This window comes from Isoptericola sp. NPDC019571 (assembly GCF_044389385.1).
Classification (GTDB): Bacteria; Actinomycetota; Actinomycetes; order Actinomycetales; family Cellulomonadaceae; genus Isoptericola; species Isoptericola nanjingensis.
Genome location: NZ_JBIRXZ010000003.1, coordinates 466,627 through 487,589, shown reverse-complemented (window position 1 = coordinate 487,589; position 20,963 = coordinate 466,627). Strand labels below are relative to the sequence as shown.

The window sequence follows — 20,963 nt, the reverse complement described above, 5'->3', positions numbered from 1 at the left end:
CCTCCGTCACCCACGCGCCGCGGCTCAGGCCTTGCGGCGCTGCGCCGACGTCCAGTCCCGCATGCGTTGCGGGTACCCGGTGAAGCGCACGTTGTAGACCGGGACGCCCAGCGACCGCGCCACCTCGAACCCCGTGCGCTCGTCCGGCACGCGGCGTCGCGTCCACTCGCCCGTGGTCGCCACGAGGAGGACGGTGGTGGGCGTCTGCGCGTTCGGCGGCTCCACGTACGCCTCCACCCCTACCCGGGTGCGCACGAACTCCTGCAGGTACGCGATCGTCTCGCCCCGCGATCCCGACGACGACGGTGCGCCGGGGGCCGGCGACGACGACCTGCCCAGCAGGCGTCCCAGCGAGGTCCTGAGCGACATGGCGCGAGACTACCGCCGTCGTGGGCATCGTGGTCGGGAGGCCGCCCGGAGGTGTCCTGGAGGTCATGCGGCGGTCAGGTGTACCCAGCGTCACACCAACCCGGACCCCCGAACGATTGGGGCGACCCCCGTGGAGGTGACAAGATGGCAGGCAGTGACCAGAACGCGGCAACCCCAGATGTCGCGGGCCGGCAAACCGGCTCGCCTCGGCTCGTCGCCTGACCCACTGATCGAAGGAGACTCCACAGGTCATGTCTGAGAACGTGCAGCTCCCTGCACTCGGCGAGTCCGTCACCGAGGGCACCGTCACCCGATGGCTCAAGGCCGTCGGCGACACCGTCGCCGTCGACGAGCCCCTGCTGGAGGTCTCGACCGACAAGGTCGACACGGAGATCCCCTCGCCGGTCGCCGGCGTGCTCGAGCAGATCCTCGTCGAGGAGGACGAGACCGTCGAGGTCGGCGCCACCCTCGCCGTCGTCGGCGACGGCTCCGGTGCCGGTGGCGGCGACGCGGCCCCGGCCGCCGAGGCCCCCGCCGCCGAGGCCGAGGCGCCCGCGGAGCCCGAGCAGCCCGCCGCCCCGGCCGAGCCCGCCCCGGCCCCCGAGACCCCCGCACCCGCCGCCGAGGCCCCTGCTGCCGAGGCACCCGCCGCCGGTGGCGGCGAGGGCACCGAGGTGACGCTGCCCGCCCTGGGCGAGTCCGTCACCGAGGGCACCGTGACCCGCTGGCTCAAGGCCGTCGGCGACTCGGTCGAGGTCGACGAGCCCCTGCTCGAGGTGTCGACCGACAAGGTCGACACCGAGATCCCGTCCCCCGTGGCCGGGACGGTGCAGAAGCTCCTGGTGGACGAGGACGAGACGGTCGAGGTCGGCGCCGTGCTGGCGGTCGTCGGCTCCGGCGCGGCCCCCGCTGCCGAGAAGCCCGCCGAGCCCTCCCCGGCCAAGGCCCCCGAGCCCGTCGGTGCGCCCTCGAAGCCCGAGGAGCCCGCCCCCGCGCCCGAGAAGCCGGCCGAGGAGAAGCCTGCCGCCGTGGAGAAGCCCGCTCCGGCCCCGCAGGAGCCGGCCCAGCCGGAGCCCGCCGCCGAGAAGCCGGCGCCGTCCGCCCCGGGCAAGGGTTCCTACCTCACGCCGCTGGTGCGCAAGCTCGCCGCGGAGAAGGGCGTGGACGTCTCGAGCCTCCAGGGCACGGGCGTCGGCGGCCGTATCCGCAAGGAGGACGTGCTCGCCGCCACCGAGAAGGCCGCCGCCCCGGCTCCGGCCGCCGCCGCGCCTGCCGGCGCCCCGGCCGCCAAGGCTCCGGCCACGCTGCCGGTCTCCCCGCTGCGCGGTACGACCGAGAAGATGTCCCGCCTGCGCAAGATCGTCGCCGAGCGCATGGTCGAGGCCCTGCACACGCAGGCCCAGCTCACGACCGTGGTCGAGGTGGACGTCACCAAGGTCGCCAAGCTGCGCGCGAAGGCCAAGGAGTCGTTCAAGGCCCGCGAGGGTGCGAACCTCACCTACCTGCCGTTCTACACGCTGGCCGCGGTCGAGGCTCTCAAGGCGTTCCCCAAGATCAACGCCTCGATCGACCAGGACAAGGGCGAGATCACCTACCACCCCGCGGAGAACGTCGGCATCGCCGTCGACACCGAGCGCGGCCTGGTGGTCCCGGTCATCAAGAACGCCGGCGACCTGAACCTGGCGGGCATCGCCCGCCAGATCGGCGACCTGGGCGCCCGCACGCGCGCCAACAAGGTCGGCCCGGACGAGCTCTCCGGCGCCACGTTCACGATCACGAACACCGGCTCGGGCGGTGCGCTCATCGACACGCCGATCGTCCCCGGGGGCCAGGTCGCGATCCTCGGCACCGGCACGATCACCAAGAAGCCGGCCGTCGTGACGGGTCCGGACGGCGAGGAGACCATCGCCATCCGCCAGTTCGCGTACCTGTTCCTCTCCTACGACCACCGCCTGGTCGACGGTGCGGACGCCGCGCGCTTCCTCACCGCCATCAAGGCACGCATCGAGGAGGGCGCGTTCGAGGCCGAGGTCGGTCTCTGACCTCGCCCCGTCCCTGACCGACGGAGGGCGTCCCGGCTGCGGCCGGGACGCCCTTCGTCGTCCCACGGGAGACGCGGCTCAGGAGACCTCGGTGACCCGCCAGCCGTCCGGCGTCCAGGCGAGCCGCAACGTCGCGGTGCGCACGTCCGTCGCGGGCACGGCGGTGACGGTGCCGTCGGCGGCCACCTGCTCGTGCGCCGTCACGGCATAGCGCACCACGACGTCCGCCGAGTCGTCCGCCGAGCCGCCGGCTCCGGTCCCTTCCGGACGGGCGTCCTCCACCCGCGCCTCGGCTCCGCGCACCCGGGTGCCCGCCTGCACGGCGTCCTCGAGCAGGGCGGCGTCCGCAACGTGCGCCGGTGACCCGGGCACGTCCACCGTCCCCCACCGCGACGGGTCCGCGTCCGGGTCCGCGATCAGGGAGACCCGCCGACGGGTGAGCTCCGCGGCCGCGGCGCCGGGGTCGGCCCGGTCCCGCGTGGGGTCCAGTGTCGTGCTGCGGTCGGTCTCCGGGATGTCGTCGCCGACCGGCATCGGCGCGGCCGCCGGTGACGCGCCGACCGACGTGACGCCGGTCGCGCCCGACCTGCCCGCGCCGTCGTCGGGCGACCGGACCTGGACCGCGACCGCCGTCAGCACCGCCACCGTGGCCGCCGCGCCGGCCAGGCCGAGCACGCGTCGCGCGGTCCCGGCGCGGCGCGGGGCGGCCGCGCGCCGCGCGGACCTGCTCGCCGGGCGGCCGGCACTGCTCCCGTCGGCGCGCCGGACCGCCCGCCTCCGGGACGCGCGGGCGGGCGCCTCCTCTGCCGCCGCCGGCACGGCGGACCGCCGGCCCAGCGCCGCGGCCGCCAGCGCCGCGGGCTCCGGGAGCCGCACCGGCTCGGCGGCGACGACCGCGTCCGCCTGGGCCGCGAGGGTGCCCGCCTCCGGACGCACCCTCGCGTCGGGTGCTGCCGCCGGGGCCAGCACGGCGCGCAGCGCGGCCGCGTCGTCGTCGCTGCGGTCGCGGAGCAGGTCGGCGACGAGCGTCGCGAGCGCGTGCACGTCCGCCGCTTCCGCCTCGGCGGGGTCGCTCACGACCGCTCCGGCACCGCCGGCACCGACGACGTCGCCCGCGTCGGCCCGCGGGCGCAGGAGCGCTCCGCCTCCGGGGTCGAGCACCACGTCGTGCGCGCCCACGCTCCCCTGCCGCAGCCCTGCGCTGTGCAGTGCGGCGAGCCCGCGCGCCACGGCGACGAGGACACCCGCCGCCTCCCGCGACGTCAGGCGCCCGCGGACGGCGAGCACGGTGGGCAGGTCGGTCGCGGCGCCGCCGCGCCGCACGGCCAGGGTCCCGTCGTCGCGCACGTCGACGGCCACCACGGGCTCGACGCACGGGTGCCGGAGCGCCGAGAGTGCGCGCACCCGCCCCAGGAGGGCGTCGCGGGCGCCGGCGTCGGTCGGGATCGGCAGCGTCTGGGTGGCCACGGAGCCATCGAACACCTTCGCGGCCGCCCGGCGTCGCCGTCATCCACAGGCCACGTCAGAGGGTGAGGCGACGCCCCTCGCGCGCCGACACCCGGGCGGCGTCCAGCACCTCGGCGGTGCGCACGGCGTCGGCCGGGTCGACGGGCGCGGGCTCGTCCCCGTGCAGCCACGGCCCCAGCGCGCGGTAGAAGTCGGCGTGGCCGCCCGGTGCCGCGGGCACGGCGCGCCGGTCGCGGCCGCGTGCGAGCCAGCCCACCGAGCCCTCGGGCGCGTCGTCGTCGAGCGCCTCGAGCGGGGAGGCGTCCTGCTCGAAGGTCGTCACCAGGTAGGCGCCCGCCGACCCGAGCACGCGGGTCCGGGGGCCGGGCGCCCCCACGACGGACCCCGCCCAGAGCCGGGACACGACGGCGTGCGGGCTCGCCGCGCGGCCACCGCCGGCCTCGTGCTCCAGGACGAGGAAGACGTCGTCCTCGGTGGGCGTGGTGAGCCTGCGGGTCTGCGCCCAGACGGACCGGACGCGGCCGAACAGCTGGGTCGCCGAGTCCACCAGGTGCGGGCCGAGGTCGAGCAGCAGCCCTCCGCCGACCGGGTCGTTCTCCTTCCACCGCTGCCGCGGGACCGGCCGCCAGCGCTCCCATCGACGCTCGAACGTGTGCACGTCGCCGAGCTCCCCGGAATCGATCAGGCTCGCCAGGGTGAGCTGCTCGGGGTCCCAACGCCGGTTCTGGAAGACCGTGAACGGCGTGCCGGTGGCGGCCGCCTCCTCGACGACGGCGCGCGCCTGGTGCGCGTCCAGGCCGATCGGCTTGTCGAGCACGAACGGGATCTCCGCGCGGGCGAGGGCGGCGGCCTGCTCCGCGTGCAGGGTCGTGGGGCTCGCGACCACGACGAGGTCGTAGGCACGGCGGGCGGCGATCAGCTCGTCGAGGTCCGACACCAACCGGGCTCCCGGCCAGTCTCCCGCGGCCTGGTTGCGCCGGCCGGGGTCGCGCGTCACGACCGCCGTCACCGGCAGCCCCGCCTCCGCCGCGAGGCGGGCGTGGATCTCCCGGCCCGCTCCCCCGTACCCGACGATCGCCAGGCGCGGCGGCGGTGCCGCCGTCACGCCGTCGGTCGCGCCCGCCTCTGCCGCCTCGTCCGTGACCATGGCGTCCATCGTGCCCGACGCCGCGCCCCTCGCCCCGGCACCGCCCCGGCGAGCCACGCCGCCGGCGGGTGGTGACCATCCGGCACCTCCCGTAGACCGGGGGTGGGTCGGCACGCGACCCACGGGAGAGCCGGAGGGAGCCACGACGATGGCGACACGACTGAACCAGCCGGGTCTGGACCAGGCCCGGGCCCTGGTGCGCGAGGGTCGGGTGGTGCGCGACGAGCGCGACGACTGGAGCGAGCACGTTCCGAGCACGGACGCCGAGAACCGCTTCGTCGACCGCGAGGGCTGGACCGAGTTCCGGCACTGGCACCTCGGCGTGGACGACGACGAGAACCCCGAGTCGAAGCAGGCGGTGTCGTTCCCCTACGGCGACCTGTCGAAGGTCCACCGGTGCGCCGTGGTGTCGCTGGAGAGCCGGGCCGGGCAGTACGACCACGGTGACATCCGCGACGCTGCCCGCGCCCTGCTGGAGCTCATCGACTCGACGGCGTGACGGCGCGCTCCGGCGCGCGCGTGCCGCGGCCCAGGCGCGACGGCCACCAGACCCGGTCGCCGACGTCGTGCACGAGCGCCGGGACGAGCAGGCTGCGCACGACGAGCGTGTCCACGAGCACGCCGAACGCGACGATGACGGCGAGCTGGGCGAGGAACAGCAGCGGGATGACGCCCAGGGCCGCGAACGTCGCGGCGAGCACCACGCCAGCCGACGTGATGACCGAGCCGGTGACGGCCAGCCCGCGCAGCACCCCCCGTCGCGTGCCGACCCGCAGGCTCTCCTCGCGCACGCGCGTCATGAGGAAGATCGAGTAGTCGACCCCCAGCGCCACGAGGAAGCAGAACGCGTACAGCGGCACAGCCGGGTCCGCGCCCGGGAAGTCGAGCACGTGGTTGAACACGACCGCCGAGACGCCGAGGGCGAACCCGAACGACAGCACGTTCGCGGCCATGAGCAGCACGGCGGCGAGGACCGACCGGAGCAGCAGCACGAGGATCAGGAGGATCACGGCGAGCACGACGGGCACGATCACGCGCAGGTCGTGCTGGCCGGCGAGCTGCGTGTCCAGACGCTCCGCGGCCGCGCCGCCCACCAGCGCGTCCGGGCTGACGTCGTGCACCGCCGTGCGCAGGTCGGCCACCGCCTCGACGGCCGCCTGGCTGTCGGACGGCGCCTCCGTGGTGACGTCGACGCGCACCTGCCCGTCGACGACCAGCGGGTCGCCCTCGGCCGGCATCCCCGGCGCGGTGGCCGGCTGGTCGGTGACGACGGTCGCCGCCGTGATCCCGTCGGAGCCCTCGGCCGCCTCCACGACGGCGTCGGCGTCCGCCTCGGGGGCGATGACGATCGCGGGCTGCGCGGACACGCCCTCGAAGTGGCGGGTGAGCACCTCCTCGCCGTCCACGGAGTCGACCTGCGTGAGGAACACCTCCGAGTCGCCCGTGCCGTTCGCGTCGAGCGTCGGGACGAACGCCGCCCCGGCCGCGAGGACGACGGCGGTGACGACCCACACGACGCGGTCGTGCCGCCCCACGAAGCCGGCGACGCGCGACCACACGCCGTGCCCGGCGACCTCCACGTGCGTGTCGTCGGCCGTGTAACCGCCCGGGTCACCGACCGTGACACCGGTCGGGTCGACCGGCTCCGGGGCGTCGGGCGCGTCGGAGTGCCTGCCGATCGCGTGCGGCACCCGGGGCCAGAACACCCACCGGGCCCGCCGCCCGCCGACGAGGAGCATCGCCGGCAGCAGGGTCGTCGCCGACAGGAACGCGGCGACGATGCCGATGGCGGCGACCGGACCCAGGCTGCGGTTCGACGACAGGTCGGACAGCAGGAGGCACAGCAGCCCGACGATCACCGTGCCCGCGCTGGCCGCGATCGGCTCGATCGAGGCACGGACGGCCCGGCGCATCGCGGTGTACGGGGAGCTGGTGGCCCGCAGCTCCTCGCGGTACCGGGCCACCAGGAGCAGGGCGTAGTCGACGGAGGCGCCCACCACGAGGATCGACAGGATGCCCTGCGACTGGCCGTTCAGCGTCAGCACGTCGTTCGCGGCGAGGTGGTAGACCGCCAGTCCCGCGAGGCACAGGGCCAGGACCGCCGTGAGGATCACGACGAACGGCAGGAACGGCGAGCGGTAGACGAGCGCGAGGATCACCAGGACGGCGCCGAGGGCCACGAGCAGCAGCACGGTGTCGATCGCACCGAAGGCGCTCACCAGGTCCGCGACGAAGCCCGCGGGTCCGGTCACCCAGGCGTCGAGACCTGTACCGGCGAGGCCGCCGTCGGAGGCGTCCGCGGCGACCAGCGCCCGGAGGGCCGCGACCGCGAGCTCGGAGCCGCTCGTCTCGTCGGCGCCGAGGTCCTCGGAGGCCTGCGCGGCGTCGAGCGAGACGACGACGAGCGCGGCCTGCCCGTCCTCGGACGGCACCACGACGGGGTCGGCGATGCTGAGGTCTCCCACCGTGCGCGGCTCGTCGCCCGACGTCCCCTCGAGCGGGGCGTCGGCGATCGAGTCCGCGAACGCCTGGACGTCGGCGAGCTGCTCCTTCGTCAGCTCGGACCCGTCCGAGGTCTCGGCCACGACCAGGGCGGGCAGCGTCTCGGAGTCGGTGAACTCCTCGGCCAGGGCGGCGGCCTGCGTGGACTCGGCGCTCGCGGGCAGGAAGGCCGCGTCGTCGTTGGTCTGGACGCTGCTCAGGCTGCCCTGGGCCTGCCCCCCGAACGCGCCGATCGCGAGCCAGACCCCGATCGCTGCCAGAATGACGAGGCCCCGCAGCAGACCTCGACCCCGATTGCCCCGCGCCCGATTACTCAGCATGCTGAGTATTCTGAGGGTGGACCAGGGAGGAAGCAAGTGCAGCACGACGAAGCGCGTGACGCCGCGGCAGCGCCCGGCACCGCACCCCACGCCTGGCCCGACCCGGTCGACCCCACCAGCGACGACCCGGGCCAGTGGCCCACCGGCCGGCTGCTGTTCACCGTCGTGCGCCGCATCGAGCACGACTGGAACGCCCACCTCGCCGGCTGGAACCTCAACCACGCGGGCTTCCCCGTGCTGCTGCACCTGTTCGCCGGGCCCAGGACGCAGCGCGAGCTCGCGACGCTCAACGGCGTCACCGAGCAGACGATGAGCCGCATCGTGGCGAGGCTGGAGCGCGCCGGCTACGTCACCCGCGGCGCGGACCCCCGCGACCGGCGCCGCCGCGCCGTCGCGGTCACCGACACCGGCCGCCGCGCCGCTGCCGAGGCCGGCCGGTTGCAGCCGGCGGAGGACCTCACCGCCCGCGGGCTCGCCGACGACGACGTGGGCCGGCTGCGTGAGATCCTCGTCACCCTCGTGCGGGCGCAGCGCGACGCCGACGACTGACCGCACGGCAAAGGACTAGCCTCGGCCGGGTGGACGTGATGACGCTGCCCGGACTGACCGACTACCACGAGGCGTGGGAGCTCCAGCGCCGCGTGCACGCCGACGTCGTCGCCGGCGACCGCCCCGACACGCTGATCGTCGTGGAGCACCCCGACGTCTACACGGCCGGGCGGCGCACCCACCGCGACGAGCGCCCCACCGACGGCACACCCGTCGTCGACGTCGACCGCGGCGGCAAGATCACCTGGCACGGCCCCGGGCAGCAGGTGGTCTACCCGATCCTGCGGCTCGCCGAGCCCATCGACGTCGTCGCGTACGTCCGGGCGCTCGAGGAGGCCGTCATGGAGGTGTGCGCCGGGTTCGGTCTCGCGACGATCCGGGTCGAGGACCGGACCGGCGTCTGGTTCGCCGCCGACGGCGACCGCCTCGAGCGCAAGGTCTGCGCCATCGGCGTCCGCACCGCCAAGGGCGTGACGATGCACGGCATCGCGCTCAACTGCGACCCCGACCTGAGCCGGTTCGACAGCATCGTGCCGTGCGGCATCACCGACGCCGACGTCACCTCGCTGACCATCGAGACCGGTCGGCACGTCACGCTCGACGACGTCCGCGCGCCGCTCGTCGACGCCCTCGCCCGCCACCTCGACCCGCTGCGCGCCGCACCCACGTCGGCCGTCGCCGCGCCGGGTGTTGCTGAGGTCACGTCCACACGGTGAGCAGGTCGCGGCGCCGTGACGCGCCGCTCACGTACTCTGACGAGGTCCGGCGGTCAGGGTCCGCACAGGCCAGTCACGCCGGACCTCCACCTGCTCGACGACGACCGGGAGACACCCGTGACGATCGCACCCGAGGGCCGCCGCATGCTGCGCATCGAGGCCCGCAACGCCGCCACCCCCATCGAGAAGAAGCCCGAGTGGATCAAGACGAAGGCCACGATGGGCCCCGAGTACCGGGAGCTCAAGGGCCTGGTCAAGGGCGAGGGCCTGCACACGGTGTGCGAGGAGGCGGGCTGTCCCAACATCTTCGAGTGCTGGGAGGACCGCGAGGCCACGTTCCTCATCGGCGGTGACCAGTGCACCCGACGCTGCGACTTCTGCCAGATCGACACGGGCAAGCCGGCCGACTTCGACGCGGACGAGCCGCGCCGCGTCGCCGAGTCCGTGCGGACGATGGGCCTGAAGTACTCGACGATCACCGGGGTCGCGCGCGACGACCTCGCCGACGGCGGCGCCTGGCTGTACGCCGAGACCGTGCGGCAGATCCACGCGCTCAACCCGGGCACGGGCGTCGAGCTCCTCATCCCCGACTTCAACGCGATCCCCGAGCTGCTCGACGTCGTCAACGAGTCGCGGCCCGAGGTCATGGCGCACAACGTCGAGACCGTGCCGCGCATCTTCAAGCAGATCCGCCCCGCGTTCCGCTACGAGCGCTCGCTGTCCGTGCTCACCCGGGCGCGCGAGGCCGGCCTGGTCACCAAGTCGAACCTCATCCTCGGCATGGGCGAGACGATCGACGAGGCCCGCGACGCGCTGCAGGACCTGCACGACGCCGGCTGCGACCTCGTGACGATCACGCAGTACCTGCGCCCGTCGCTGCGCCACCACCCGGTGGACCGCTGGGTGCGCCCGGAGGAGTTCGTCGAGCTCTCCGAGGCGGCCGAGGAGATGGGCTTCCTGGGCGTCATGGCCGGGCCGCTGGTGCGCTCCTCGTACCGCGCCGGCCGCCTGTGGGGTCAGGCGATGACGCGCCGCGGCCTGCCCATCCCGCAGTCGCTGGCGCACCTCGCGGAGCCGACGACGTCGCGCCAGGAGGCCGCGAGCCTCCTTGCCCCGCGAGCCCACTAGACTTGACGACCATGGCCCGCACCAAGTCCGACGCCGGCGCGCCCGCTGACGCCACCGGCAAGCAGAAGAAGCCCAAGAAGCAGCGCTGGTACCACCAGGTGTGGGCCGCGTACCAGATGACGCGCAAGCAGGACCCCACGGTGACGTGGCTGCTCCTCGGCGTGTTCGTCGGGATCCTCGCGGTCGTCGCCGCGATCGTGCTGCTGCTCGACCTGCCGACCGGCTTCCAGATCCTGTACATCGTCGTCCTCGGCCTCCCGTTCGCGGCGCTGGGCGCGATGTTCGTCCTGACCCGCAAGGCCGAGAAGGCCGCATACACCCAGATCGAGGGCCAGCCCGGCGCCGCCCGTGCGGCGCTCGGCACCGTCCGCGGCGGGTGGGAGTTCGCGGACGAGCCGGTCGCGATCAACCCGCGCACCCAGGACTTCGTGTTCCGCGGCGTCGGGCGACCGGGGGTCGTCCTCGTCTCCGAGGGCCCGTCGCACCGGGTGCAGCGCCTGCTCGAGGACGAGCGCCGCAAGACGGCGCGCGTGCTGCCGAACGTGCCGATCACCCTCATCCAGGTCGGCAACGAGGAGGGGCAGGTCCCCCTGCCCAAGGTCGCCAAGAAGGTGCAGAAGCTCAAGCGGAGCCTCACCAAGCCCGAGGCGGAGCAGGTCAAGAAGCGCCTCAAGGCGCTCGGCGGCGCGCGCCTGCCGATCCCCAAGGGCGTCGACCCGATGCGGGCGCGCCCGGACCGCAAGGGGCTCAAGGGCCGCTGACCGGCGCCGCTCCCACGAGATCGACCCACCCGCCGCGAGAACGACCCACCGAGGGTCGACGTCGCGACGGGTGGGTCGATCTCGTTGCGCCCGGTGTGGTCGTGGCGGCGTCAGCGGCGGACGAGGACGGTGCCGGCAGCACGGTCGTGCAGGCCGCGCCCGTCGCGGTCCCACACGACGGCGGGGATCACGAGGCACAGCAGCAGGGTGCGCACCGCACCGCGCGCGAAGCCCGGCGCGACGCCGTCGGTGGCGCCCAGGGTGCGCACCTGCATGCCCAGGAGGCGGTGGCCGAGGGTGAAGCCGACGGTGCTGACCAGCAGCAGGTTCTCGAGGGCGAAGACGCCGAGGGTGACCCACGAGTTCAGCTCGGCGAACGACACCGGGCTCGTCACCAGGTAGGCGATCAGCGTCGCCACCGCCCAGTCGACGACGAGGGCCACGGCCCGACGTCCGAGCCGCGCGAGCGACCCGGGGCCGGCGTCGGGGAAGCCCAGGCGTCCCCCGCTACCGGCCGCGTCCCGACGCCCGCCCTCGAGCCACGACCCGACGTCTTCTCTCGAGATGTCCTCCGGCGATGCCATGCGTCAAGGCTACGCGGCGCCGGGAGCGCGACCGCCGTAACGTGTTGGAAACAATCGCGCCATGCCGGAGAAACGCCGTCACCCTACGGTCGTGGACGTCGAGCGGCGAGCACAGGCCCGTCGCGCCCGTCCTTCGGAACCGTCCGGCGGCACCGACCGAACGGCACCATCCACGCAAGGAGTGCATGCATGTTCACGAACGCCGAGGAGGCCATCGCCTTCACCCGTCGCGAGGGGGTGGAGTTCATCGACGTCCGCTTCATCGACCTGCCGGGCGTGATGCAGCACTTCAACATCCCCGTGGAGCAGTTCTCGGAGGACTCCTTCACCGAGGGCCTCATGTTCGACGGTTCGTCGATCCGCGGCTTCCAGGCGATCCACGAGTCGGACATGAAGCTCGTGCCGGACGTCACCACGGCGTACCTGGACCCGTTCCGCAAGCGCAAGACGCTCATCGTCAACTTCTCCATCGTGGACCCGTTCACGGACGAGCCGTACTCGCGCGACCCGCGCACGATCGCCGCCAAGGCCGAGGCGTACCTGAAGTCGACCGGCATCGCGGACACCGCGTTCTTCGCGCCCGAGGCCGAGTTCTACGTCTTCGACGACGTCCGCTTCTCGACGAACCAGCACGAGAGCTTCTACAGCGTCGACTCCGTCGAGGCCGCGTGGAACACCGGGCGCGAGGAGGAGGGCGGCAACCTCGGGTACAAGACCCGGTACAAGGGCGGCTACTTCCCCGTCTCCCCCAACGACCAGTTCGCCGACCTGCGCGACGAGATGTGCGCGGTCCTGGCCGAGGTCGGGCTCGACGTCGAGCGCGCGCACCACGAGGTGGGCACCGCCGGCCAGCAGGAGATCAACTACCGGTTCAACACCCTGCTGCACTCGGCCGACGACCTGATGAAGTTCAAGTACGTCATCAAGAACGTCGCCTGGCAGCACGGCAAGACCGTCACCTTCATGCCGAAGCCGATCTTCGGCGACAACGGCTCGGGCATGCACTCGCACCAGTCGCTGTGGCTGAACGGCGAGCCGCTGTTCTACGACGAGAAGGGCTACGGCGGCCTGTCCGACACGGCCCGCTGGTACATCGGCGGCCTGCTCAAGCACGCCCCGTCGCTGCTGGCCTTCACCAACCCGTCGGTGAACTCCTACCGCCGCCTGGTGCCCGGCTACGAGGCCCCGGTCAACCTGGTCTACTCGGCCCGCAACCGCTCCGCGTGCATCCGCATCCCGGTGACCGGCTCCTCGCCGAAGGCCAAGCGCGTCGAGTTCCGCGTGCCGGACCCGACGGCCAACCCGTACCTCGCGTTCGCCGCGCAGCTCCTCGCGGGCATCGACGGCATCAAGAACCGCATCGAGCCGCCGGCGCCGATCGACAAGGACCTGTACGAGCTGCCCCCCGAGGAGCACGCGCAGATCGCCCAGGTGCCCGCGTCCCTCGAGGAGGCCCTCGACAACCTCGAGCGCGACCACGAGTTCCTCACGCAGGGCGACGTCTTCTCCGAGGACCTCATCGCCACCTGGATCGACTACAAGCGCAGCAACGAGATCGACCCGATCCGCCTGCGCCCGCACCCGCACGAGTTCGAGCTCTACTACGACATCTGATCGGCGGCCCTGCGAGGGCCTGCTGACGTCGCCCGGACGGCGGCCCACCCTTCGGGGCGGGCCGCCGTTCGGCGTCACCGGAGACGCGGACGGGTGCAGGACCGGGCCGTCCGCTGCCGTCAGGGCATATGCCCGATCGGTGGTACCCGCCCGTCCGTCGGCCGGTCCCGCCCGCAGCGGGCGCAGAGCAGGTACTGGGAGTCCTCGTTCTGGCGCCGCTGCCACTTGTGCATGCCGAGCATGCAACGCACGTCCTTCATGACGTGCTCCCCTCGCCGACGCGGACGTGGCGACGGCCGCCACGGGTCGCAAGTCCCAGGCTAGGCCGCGGTCGGCCGGCTCGACAGCCGCGCGACGGCTCCTGCGCGATGCCCCCTACCGCCGGGTGACCGCACCCGCCCACAGCCAGACGAAGCCCTCCCGACCATGGGAGTCGATGTAGCGCACGTGCACCTGCGCGTCGGTCCAGGCGGTCGCCTCGCCGTCGACGAGCTGCTCGCCCGACTGGCGCGACGTGATCCAGGCCCGCACGGGGATCCCGCGCTCGGGGCGCGTGACGTGCGCGCCGTCGCGCGACCGCCCCGGCGCGCCCTCCGCCGCGTCGCGCAGCGGCACCCTGTCGACCGCGCCCGACGACCCGCCGGCCTCGTCCCGTCGCCTGCTTCCCACGCGAGCAGGATAGCCCTGATTCGAACATGTGTTCTACCCACGGCGCGGTGCCACCTCCCCGCCTGCTCCACCTCCCGGGTCGCGGGCGCGAGCGCGGCGTCGCCGGGCACGTAGCCGTCGACGTGCCGCTCGGGCACGCCGTCGTAGGCGCTGAGCGGCCGGATGAGCGCGTTCGAGGCGAGCGGCTCCTGGACGTGCGCCGTCCAGCCCGCGAGGTGACGAAGATCGGGGTGAGCAGCTCCGTGTCGAAGCCGATGAGGTGGTAGGCCGGGCCGGACGGGTCGTACCGCACCGAGAAGGACATGCACCGGGTGGCCAGGATGATCCCGCTGCTGCACGGTCGCGACGAGCGAGCTCAACGCCAGACCTGGCGGCGTCCAGGGTCGCCGCGACGGAGGTGACCTCCCGCTCGTGAGCCCGTCGCCCGCCCTGGGGAACCCCGGGCGGACGGCGGCTCAGGCCTGCGGCTCGTCGGTGGCCGCCGCCTCGCCCTCGGCACCGTGCTCGGACCCGTGCTTCTTCCCGAAGGGCAGCACGTGCATGACGGCGACGACGACGGCGCCCACGATCACGCCGACCAGGGCGGAGAAGAACGTGTTGACCAGCCAGCCGAGGAACCCGCCGATGCCGGGCACGGCGTGCGCGACGGCCTCCTCGAGGTGGTGCACGAACTCGTAGGGCGCGTGCCACCCGAGCTCGTCGGTGCCGGTCAGCAGGATGTGGCCGCCGACCCACAGCATCGCGACGGTCCCCACGACGGAGATCACCGCGAGCACCTTGGGCATCCCGGTCACGAGGGCACGTCCGACGCGCTGGCTGCCCCGGGAGTCGCGGCCCGCGAGCGCCAGGCCCATGTCGTCCATCCGGACGATGAGGCCGACGACGCCGTAGACGATCACGGTGATGGCGAGCGCGACGACCAGCAGGATGACCAGCCGCGAGAAGAACGGCTCGTGCGCCACCTCGTTGAGGGCGATGACCATGATCTCGGCGGACAGGATGAGGTCGGTGCGCACAGCGCCGGCGACGAGGCTCTTCTCCGCGTCCGGTCCCACCGTCGCGGCAGGCTTGTCGTGCCCCTCGTGACCGCGCAGGCGCCCCCAGATCTTCTCGGCGCCCTCGAAGGCCAGGTACGTGCCGCCCAGCATGAGGATCGGGGTGAGCAGCCACGGCGCCCACTGGCTGAGGATCAGCGCCACCGGGAGGATGTAGAACACCTTGTTCCGGATCGAGCCCCAGGCGATCTTCTTGACGATGGGGATCTCACGGTTCGCGGCGACGCCGTGCACGTACTGCGGCGTCACGGCCGTGTCGTCGACGACGACGCCCGCGGCCTTCGCCGTCGCCTTCGCGGCGGCGGCGCCGACGTCGTCGAGCGAGGCGGCGGCGAGCTTGGCGATCGCCGCGACGTCGTCGAGCAGCCCGAGCAGGCCGGCGCTCACGCCACCGCTCCCGAGGGTCGGCGGCGAGCGGTCGGCGCGCCCGCGGGCGACGGCGATGACATCAGCATGGACATATCGTGCCGCATGCCGCGGCGCAGGGAGACCCGCGCTCGGCAGCGCATCACTCCTCGCCGTAGAAGACGCGCTCCACGACCGTGCGGGCGCGTCGGGCGGTGCGGAGGTAGAGCTCCTCGAGCTCTCCCCCGGTGCCCACGTCGCCGAGCAGGGCGGCGACGCCGGCCAGGTCGCGCGAGTCGTGCGGCAGCCGGTCGGTCTGCGCTCCCGTGGTGCGCCCGGACCAGAGCACGACGGCGGACCGCACGCGCGAGGCGAGCACCCACGCGTCGCGCAGCTGAGCGGCGTCCTCGGGGTCCAGGAGGCCCGCCGCGGTCGCGGCGTCGAGCGCCGCGACCGTGCCGGTCGTGCGCAGTGCCGACACCTCGCCCGCGTGCTGCAGCTGGAGCAGCTGCGCCGTCCACTCGACGTCCGCGACGCCGCCGCGCCCGAGCTTGAGGTGGCGCGCCGGGTCCGCGCCCCGGGGCAGCCGCTCCGCCTCGACCCGCGCCTTGATCCGCCGCACCTCCCGCAGGCGGGCGTCGTCGAGCCCGCCGGCCGGATAGCGCAGCGGGTCCACGAGCGCCTCGAACCGGGAACCCAGCGAGCCCGCTCCGCCGGCGTCGCCCGCCACCGGCCGGGCACGCAGCAGCGCCTGGGCCTCCCACACGCTCGACCACCGCCCGTAGTACTCGGCGTACGAGTCGAGGGTGCGCACGAGGGGCCCCTGCCGGCCCTCCGGGCGCAGGTCCGCGTCCACCGGCAGGGTCGGCTCCGGGCCGACCTCCGACAGCAGCGCGCGCAGGCGCGTCGCGGCGCGCGTGGCGAAGTCCTGCGCGAGCTGCGGCGCGGCGCCCGGCACCGGCTCGTGCACGAACATCACGTCGGCGTCCGAGCCGTACCCCATCTCGCGTCCGCCGAGCCGCCCCATCGCGACGACGAGCAACCGGGTGGGGTTCGCCTCCGACGACTCGCCCAGCCCGAGCTCGGTGCGCGCCGCGTGCTCGGCGGCGCGCAGTCCACCGGCAAGGACCATGTCCGCGGCGTCCGAGACTGCGGCCGCGGCGTCCACGGGCGGCAGCAGGCCGAGGACCTCGGCGGCCCCGGTCCGGGCCAGCTCGCGACGGCGCAGGGCCCGCAGCCGCTGGGCGGCGGACGTCGGCTCGTCGGCCCGCGTGAGGATGGCGTCCGCCTCCGCGGCCAGCCGCTGCGGGCCACGGGGCTCGAGGCCCGACGTGTCCGCGAGCCAGCGCACCGACTCGGGCGACCGTGCCAGGGCGTCGGCGAGGTACGTCGACGAGGCCAGCAGGCGGCTCAGGTGATAGGCGGCGTTCTCGGAGTCGCGCAGCAGCCGCAGGTACCAGGGCGTGGCGCCCAGCTCGTCGGACAGCTTGCGGAACGCCAGCAGCCCGCCGTCCGGGTCGGCGCCCTCGGCGAACCAGCCGAGCAGCACCGGCAGCAGCTGCCGCTGCAGCGCCGCCCGGCGCGACGTGCCCGACGTCAGCGCCACGACGTGCCGCATCGCGCCCTCGGGGTCGCGGTAGCCGACGGCGGCGAACCGCTCGCGCGCGACGTCCGGGGACAGCGACAGCTCGGCGTCCGACAGCTGCGCCGAGGCCGGCAGCAGCGGCCGGTAGAAGACCTCCTCGTGCAGGGCGCGCACCTCGCGACGCGTCGCCCGCCACCGCTCCAGCAGTCCCTTCGCGCCCTCGGCGCGCATGCCGAGCGACCGCGCGAGGCGGCGCAGGTCCCCCTCCGCGGTGGGCAGCAGGTGCGTCCGTCGCAGCCGGAACAGCTGCACGCGGTGCTCCAGCGCGCGCAGGAACCGGTAGCAGACCGCCATCCGCGCGGCGTGCTCGCGCCCGACGTACCCGCCGGCGGCCAGGGCGGCGAGCGCGGACAGCGTGTGGGGCGAGCGGATCTTCGGGTCCGCGCGACCGTGCACGAGCTGCAGCAGCTGCACGGTGAACTCGACGTCGCGCAGGCCGCCCTTGCCCAGCTTGATCTGCCGGTCCGCCTCGGCGGCGGGGACGTGCTGCTCGACGCGGCGGCGCATCGCCCGGGCGTCCTCGACGAAGTGCTCGCGATGGACGGCCGACCAGATGAACGGGTCGACGGCCGCCCGGTAGTCGCGGCCCAACCCCGCGTCGCCGGCCACGGGGCGCGCCTTGAGCAGGGCCTGGAACTCCCACGTCTCCGCCCACCGCTCGTAGTACGCGAGATGGCTCGCCAGCGTGCGTACCAGGGGCCCTTGCGCGCCCTCGGGCCGCAGCGCGGCGTCGACCGGCCACAGGGCGGGCTCCGCGGAGGTGGCTGAGCACACGCGCTGCAGCCCGGACGCGAGACGGGTGCCGACGGCGAGCGCCGTCTCCTCGTCGAGGACGCCGCCGTCCGGCAGCTCGCCCGGCTCGCACACGTACACGACGTCGACGTCGGAGACGTAGTTCAGCTCGCGGCCGCCGGTCTTGCCCATGCCCAGGACGGCGAGCCGCACGCCCGCGCCGTGGTCGTCCAGCTCGGCCCGCGCGACGGCGAGCGCGGCCTCCAGGGCGGCCGACGCCAGGTCGGCGAGCGCCGCCCCGACGACGGGCATGCGGGTCAGCGGCTCGCTCGCGGTGAGGTCGTCGGCGGCCAGCGCCAGCAGCCGGGCGCGGTAGGCCCGGCGCAGCGCGTCCGTGGTGGTCGCCGCGCCCGCGTCCGGCCAGCCGACGCCCGGACCGGCATCCGGGTCGGCCGCGACCGGCACCGCGGCGGCCGGGTCGGCGCCCACGGCGCGCAGCAGCGCGGCGCGCACCTCGGCCGGGCCCGCCACGGTGCGCGGGCCGGGGTCGCCGCCGTCCTCTCCCTCGCCGTCGCCGTCGCCGTCGCCGTCGCCGTCGATGTCGATGTCGTCCGTGTCGAGCGCCGCCCCGTCGGGCACCGCGAGGACGTCGAGCAGCTCGGGACGGCGCACGACCTCGTCGCCCAGGGCCGACGACGCCCCCAGCACGGCCAGGAGGCGGGTGCGCGCGCGCGGCGGGGCGCCCTCGTCGAGCAGCGCCCCGAGCCGCTCCCGGGCATCGGGGTGCTCCGCGAGCCGCACCAGCTGCAGGAGCGCGAGGTCCGGGTCGGCGCAGGTCCCGACCGCCGCCAGGAGCGCGTCCGCACGACCGGGCTCAGCGAGGGCCTCCTGCAGCGCCGGGTCGGACCAGAGCGACGCCGACCTGGTGAGGTCAGCGAAGCCCGCGTGCAGCAGCCGGCTCGTAAGGGTCGGCGGGCGGGCGGTCACAGGTTCTGCAGGAACCGGCGCAGCTCGTAGGGCGTGACCTGCGCGCGGTAGGCGTCCCACTCCTGCCGCTTGTTGCGCAGGACGAAGTCGTAGACGTGCTCCCCGAGCGTCTCCGCCACCAGCTCGGAACGCTCCATGAGCTCGATCGCCTCGTCGAGCGACTGTGGCAGCGGGGCGATGCCGAGAGCACGCCGCTCGCGGTCCGTCAGCTCCCAGACGTCGTCCCCCGTGGCCTCCGGCAGCTCGTAGCCGTGCTCGATGCCCTTGAGACCGGCGGCGAGCAGCACCGCGAACGCGAGGTACGGGTTCGCCGCCGAGTCGAGCGCCCGGTACTCCACGCGGGCGGAGTTGCCCTTGCCCGGCTTGTACATGGGCACGCGCACGAGGGCGGACCGGTTGTTGTGGCCCCAGCAGATGTAGCTGGGCGCCTCGGCGCCGCCCCACAGCCGCTTGTACGAGTTGACGTACTGGTTGGTCACGGCCGTGATCTCGGCGGCGTGCACCAGCAGGCCGGCGATGAACTGCCGGGCCGTCTTCGAGAGCTCGAACTGGGCGCCCGGCTCGTGGAAGGCGTTCTGGTCGTCCTCGAACAGCGACAGGTGCGTGTGCATCCCCGAGCCCGGCTGGTCGGCCATCGGCTTGGGCATGAACGACGCGAACACGCCCTGCTCGAGCGCGACCTCCTTGACCACCGTGCGGAAGGTCATGAGGTTGTCCGCCGTGGTCAGCGCGTCGGCGTACCGCAGGTCGATCTCGTTCTGACCCGGCCCGGCCTCGTGGTGGGAGAACTCCACCGAGATGCCCATCGACTCGAGCATCGTGATCGCGGCCCGGCGGAAGTCGTGCGTGCTGCCGCGGGCCAGGTGGTCGAAGTAGCCCCCGTTGTCGACCGGGACCAAGGGGTCCTCCGGCGCCGCGAGCTGGTTGAACAGGTAGAACTCGACCTCGGGGTGCGTGTAGAAGGTGAAGCCCCGGTCGCTGGCCTTGGCAAGCTGCCGCTTGAGCACGTTGCGCGAGTCCGCCAGCGAGGGCTCGCCGTCCGGCGTGAGGATGTCGCAGAACATGCGGCCCGTGCCGTGCCGCTCGCCGCGCCAGGGCAGCACCTGGAACGTCGTGGGGTCGGGCTTGGCGATCATGTCCGCCTCGTAGACCCGCGTCAGCCCCTCGATGGAGCTGCCGTCGAAGCCGATGCCCTCCGTGAACGCCTGCTCGAGCTCGGCCGGGGCGACCGCCACCGACTTCAGCACCCCGAGCACGTCGGTGAACCAGAGCCGGATGAAGCGGATGTCGCGCTCCTCGACCGTGCGGAGCACGAACTCCTGCTGCCTGTCCATGAGCCCATCCTGCCCGAGAAGTGTTAACGGGGTATGTCCTGGCACCTCCCCTGCGCGCGCCGGGCCCCGACCTGGACGGATACCCGGTACCGCGCGTCGGAGGCATAGGCTGGCCGCCATGTCCAACCCCGGTCACGACGCCGCCGCCGACGTCGCCGCAGCCCCCTCGCCCGCCGCCGACCTCACGCGCCGCCGCCGCGTCCGGGTCCACCACCTGGCCGAGGCCAAGGAGCGCGGGGAGAAGCTCACGATGCTCACGGCCTACGACGCCGTGACGGCACGGATCTTCGACGCCGCGGGTCTCGACCTGCTGCTCGTCGGCGACTCGATCGGCAACACCATGCACGGGCACGCGACCACGCTGCCGGTCACCCTCGACGACATGATCCCGCCGGCCCGCGCCGTCGCCCGGGCCGCCGAGCACGCGCTCGTCGTCGTCGACCTGCCGTTCGGCACCTACGAGGCCGGGCCGGAGCAGGCCCTCGCCTCCGCGGTGCGGGTCATGAAGGAGACCGGCGCCGCCGCGATCAAGCTCGAGGGCGGCCGCCGGTCGGCGGCCCAGATCCGCGCGCTCACCGACGCCGGCATCCCCGTCGTCGGCCACCTCGGCTTCACGCCGCAGTCGGAGAACATCCTCGGCGGCCCGCGGGTCCAGGGCCGGGGCGACGACGCCGCGGAGGCGCTGTGCGAGGACGCGCTCGCCGTGCAGGAGGCCGGGGCGGTCGCCGTCGTGCTGGAGATGGTGCCGGTGGAGGTCGCCGCGCGCGCCACCGAGATCCTGCGCATCCCGACCATCGGCATCGGTGCGGGCCCGCGCGTCGACGGGCAGGTGCTGGTCTGGACCGACATGGCCGGGATGACGGACTGGTCGCCGCGGTTCGCGCGCCGGTTCGCCGAGGTCGGCAACCTGCTGCGCCAGGCGGCGCAGGACTACGCCGCCGAGGTGCGCGGGGGCACGTTCCCCGACGCCGCCCACTCCTTCGAGCGCTAGCCCGGC

At 74.1% G+C, this 20,963-nt stretch carries 17 protein-coding genes and 1 pseudogene; 8 read left to right on the top strand and 10 right to left on the bottom strand.

The annotated features are described in order from the left end of the window. Positions 1-24: 24 nt before the first annotated feature. Positions 25-369, bottom strand: coding sequence for an oxidoreductase (locus tag ACH443_RS08020; protein WP_430556632.1), 345 nt, complete (start codon positions 367-369; stop codon positions 25-27). 251 nt (positions 370-620) lie between these two features. Between ACH443_RS08020 and sucB the strand changes: the two genes are divergently transcribed. Further along, a complete protein-coding gene (sucB, locus tag ACH443_RS08015) occupies positions 621-2,411 on the top strand; it encodes a 2-oxoglutarate dehydrogenase, E2 component, dihydrolipoamide succinyltransferase (protein ID WP_430589984.1) in 1,791 nt (596 codons plus the stop codon). A 78-nt stretch (positions 2,412-2,489) separates the two neighbouring features. Here the strand turns inward: sucB and ACH443_RS08010 are convergent, their stop codons facing one another. Then, on the bottom strand, positions 2,490-3,878 hold the full coding sequence (locus tag ACH443_RS08010) for a hypothetical protein (protein WP_430589983.1): 1,389 nt from the start codon (positions 3,876-3,878) through the stop codon (positions 2,490-2,492). A gap of 55 nt (positions 3,879-3,933) precedes the next feature. Beyond that, positions 3,934-5,025 (bottom strand): Gfo/Idh/MocA family protein, encoded by a 1,092-nt coding sequence (locus tag ACH443_RS08005; RefSeq protein WP_429764252.1) that lies wholly within the window; start codon positions 5,023-5,025, stop codon positions 3,934-3,936. A 148-nt stretch (positions 5,026-5,173) separates the two neighbouring features. Here ACH443_RS08005 and ACH443_RS08000 point away from each other — a divergent pair, with 148 nt between their 5' ends. Beyond that, entirely contained in the window at positions 5,174-5,524 is a 351-nt protein-coding gene (locus ACH443_RS08000) for a hypothetical protein (RefSeq protein WP_430556635.1), read from the top strand. Here ACH443_RS08000 and ACH443_RS07995 read toward each other — a convergent pair. Continuing rightward, positions 5,505-7,847, bottom strand: coding sequence for an MMPL family transporter (locus ACH443_RS07995; RefSeq protein WP_430589982.1), 2,343 nt, complete (start codon positions 7,845-7,847; stop codon positions 5,505-5,507). The two genes, ACH443_RS08000 and ACH443_RS07995, sit on opposite strands and share 20 nt — an antisense overlap. 36 nt (positions 7,848-7,883) lie before the next feature. On the opposite strand from ACH443_RS07995, the gene ACH443_RS07990 reads away from it, so the two are divergent. The 4 genes from ACH443_RS07990 (at position 7,884) to ACH443_RS07975 (ending at position 11,001) form a co-directional block, all read left to right on the top strand. After that, the gene (locus ACH443_RS07990; protein WP_429764249.1) at positions 7,884-8,396 is read left to right on the top strand and encodes a MarR family winged helix-turn-helix transcriptional regulator; all 513 of its coding nucleotides are present in this window, start codon (positions 7,884-7,886) and stop codon (positions 8,394-8,396) included. Then, a complete protein-coding gene (gene lipB / locus ACH443_RS07985; RefSeq protein WP_430556721.1) occupies positions 8,393-9,112 on the top strand; it encodes a lipoyl(octanoyl) transferase LipB in 720 nt (239 codons plus the stop codon). The genes ACH443_RS07990 and lipB overlap by 4 nt, the downstream gene beginning before the upstream one ends. A 117-nt stretch (positions 9,113-9,229) precedes the next feature. Further along, positions 9,230-10,240 carry a lipoyl synthase gene (lipA, locus tag ACH443_RS07980; RefSeq protein ID WP_429764248.1) on the top strand — a complete coding sequence of 337 codons (1,011 nt, stop codon included), beginning with the start codon at positions 9,230-9,232 and terminating at the stop codon, positions 10,238-10,240. Positions 10,241-10,251: 11 nt separating this feature from the next. Continuing rightward, complete coding sequence (locus ACH443_RS07975) at positions 10,252-11,001, top strand: DUF4191 domain-containing protein (RefSeq protein WP_429764247.1); 750 nt, start codon at positions 10,252-10,254, stop codon at positions 10,999-11,001. 110 nt (positions 11,002-11,111) lie between these two features. Here the strand turns inward: ACH443_RS07975 and ACH443_RS07970 are convergent, their stop codons facing one another. After that, positions 11,112-11,585 carry an RDD family protein gene (locus ACH443_RS07970; protein ID WP_430589981.1) on the bottom strand — a complete coding sequence of 158 codons (474 nt, stop codon included), beginning with the start codon at positions 11,583-11,585 and terminating at the stop codon, positions 11,112-11,114. 189 nt (positions 11,586-11,774) lie between these two features. Here ACH443_RS07970 and glnA (ACH443_RS07965) point away from each other — a divergent pair, with 189 nt between their 5' ends. Continuing rightward, positions 11,775-13,199 (top strand): type I glutamate--ammonia ligase, encoded by a 1,425-nt coding sequence (gene glnA, locus ACH443_RS07965; RefSeq protein WP_429764245.1) that lies wholly within the window; start codon positions 11,775-11,777, stop codon positions 13,197-13,199. Positions 13,200-13,574: 375 nt separating this feature from the next. Here glnA (ACH443_RS07965) and ACH443_RS07960 read toward each other — a convergent pair whose 3' ends face one another. The 5 genes and pseudogenes from ACH443_RS07960 to glnA (ACH443_RS07940) form a co-directional block, all read right to left on the bottom strand. Next, complete coding sequence (locus tag ACH443_RS07960; protein WP_429764244.1) at positions 13,575-13,868, bottom strand: hypothetical protein; 294 nt, start codon at positions 13,866-13,868, stop codon at positions 13,575-13,577. A 119-nt stretch (positions 13,869-13,987) separates the two neighbouring features. Continuing rightward, positions 13,988-14,148: pseudogene (locus tag ACH443_RS07955) on the bottom strand (citrate/2-methylcitrate synthase); the annotation flags it as partial. A 175-nt stretch (positions 14,149-14,323) separates the two neighbouring features. After that, a complete protein-coding gene (locus ACH443_RS07950; protein ID WP_430589980.1) occupies positions 14,324-15,310 on the bottom strand; it encodes a DUF808 domain-containing protein in 987 nt (328 codons plus the stop codon). Between the two features lie 121 nt (positions 15,311-15,431). Continuing rightward, positions 15,432-18,632, bottom strand: coding sequence for a bifunctional [glutamine synthetase] adenylyltransferase/[glutamine synthetase]-adenylyl-L-tyrosine phosphorylase (locus ACH443_RS07945; protein ID WP_430589979.1), 3,201 nt, complete (start codon positions 18,630-18,632; stop codon positions 15,432-15,434). Further along, on the bottom strand, positions 18,629-19,966 hold the full coding sequence (gene glnA, locus ACH443_RS07940) for a type I glutamate--ammonia ligase (RefSeq protein ID WP_429764241.1): 1,338 nt from the start codon (positions 19,964-19,966) through the stop codon (positions 18,629-18,631). The genes ACH443_RS07945 and glnA (ACH443_RS07940) overlap by 4 nt, the downstream gene beginning before the upstream one ends. A gap of 118 nt (positions 19,967-20,084) precedes the next feature. Between glnA (ACH443_RS07940) and panB the strand changes: the two genes are divergently transcribed. Beyond that, positions 20,085-20,957, top strand: coding sequence for a 3-methyl-2-oxobutanoate hydroxymethyltransferase (gene panB / locus ACH443_RS07935; RefSeq protein WP_430545163.1), 873 nt, complete (start codon positions 20,085-20,087; stop codon positions 20,955-20,957). Positions 20,958-20,963 lie beyond the last annotated feature (6 nt).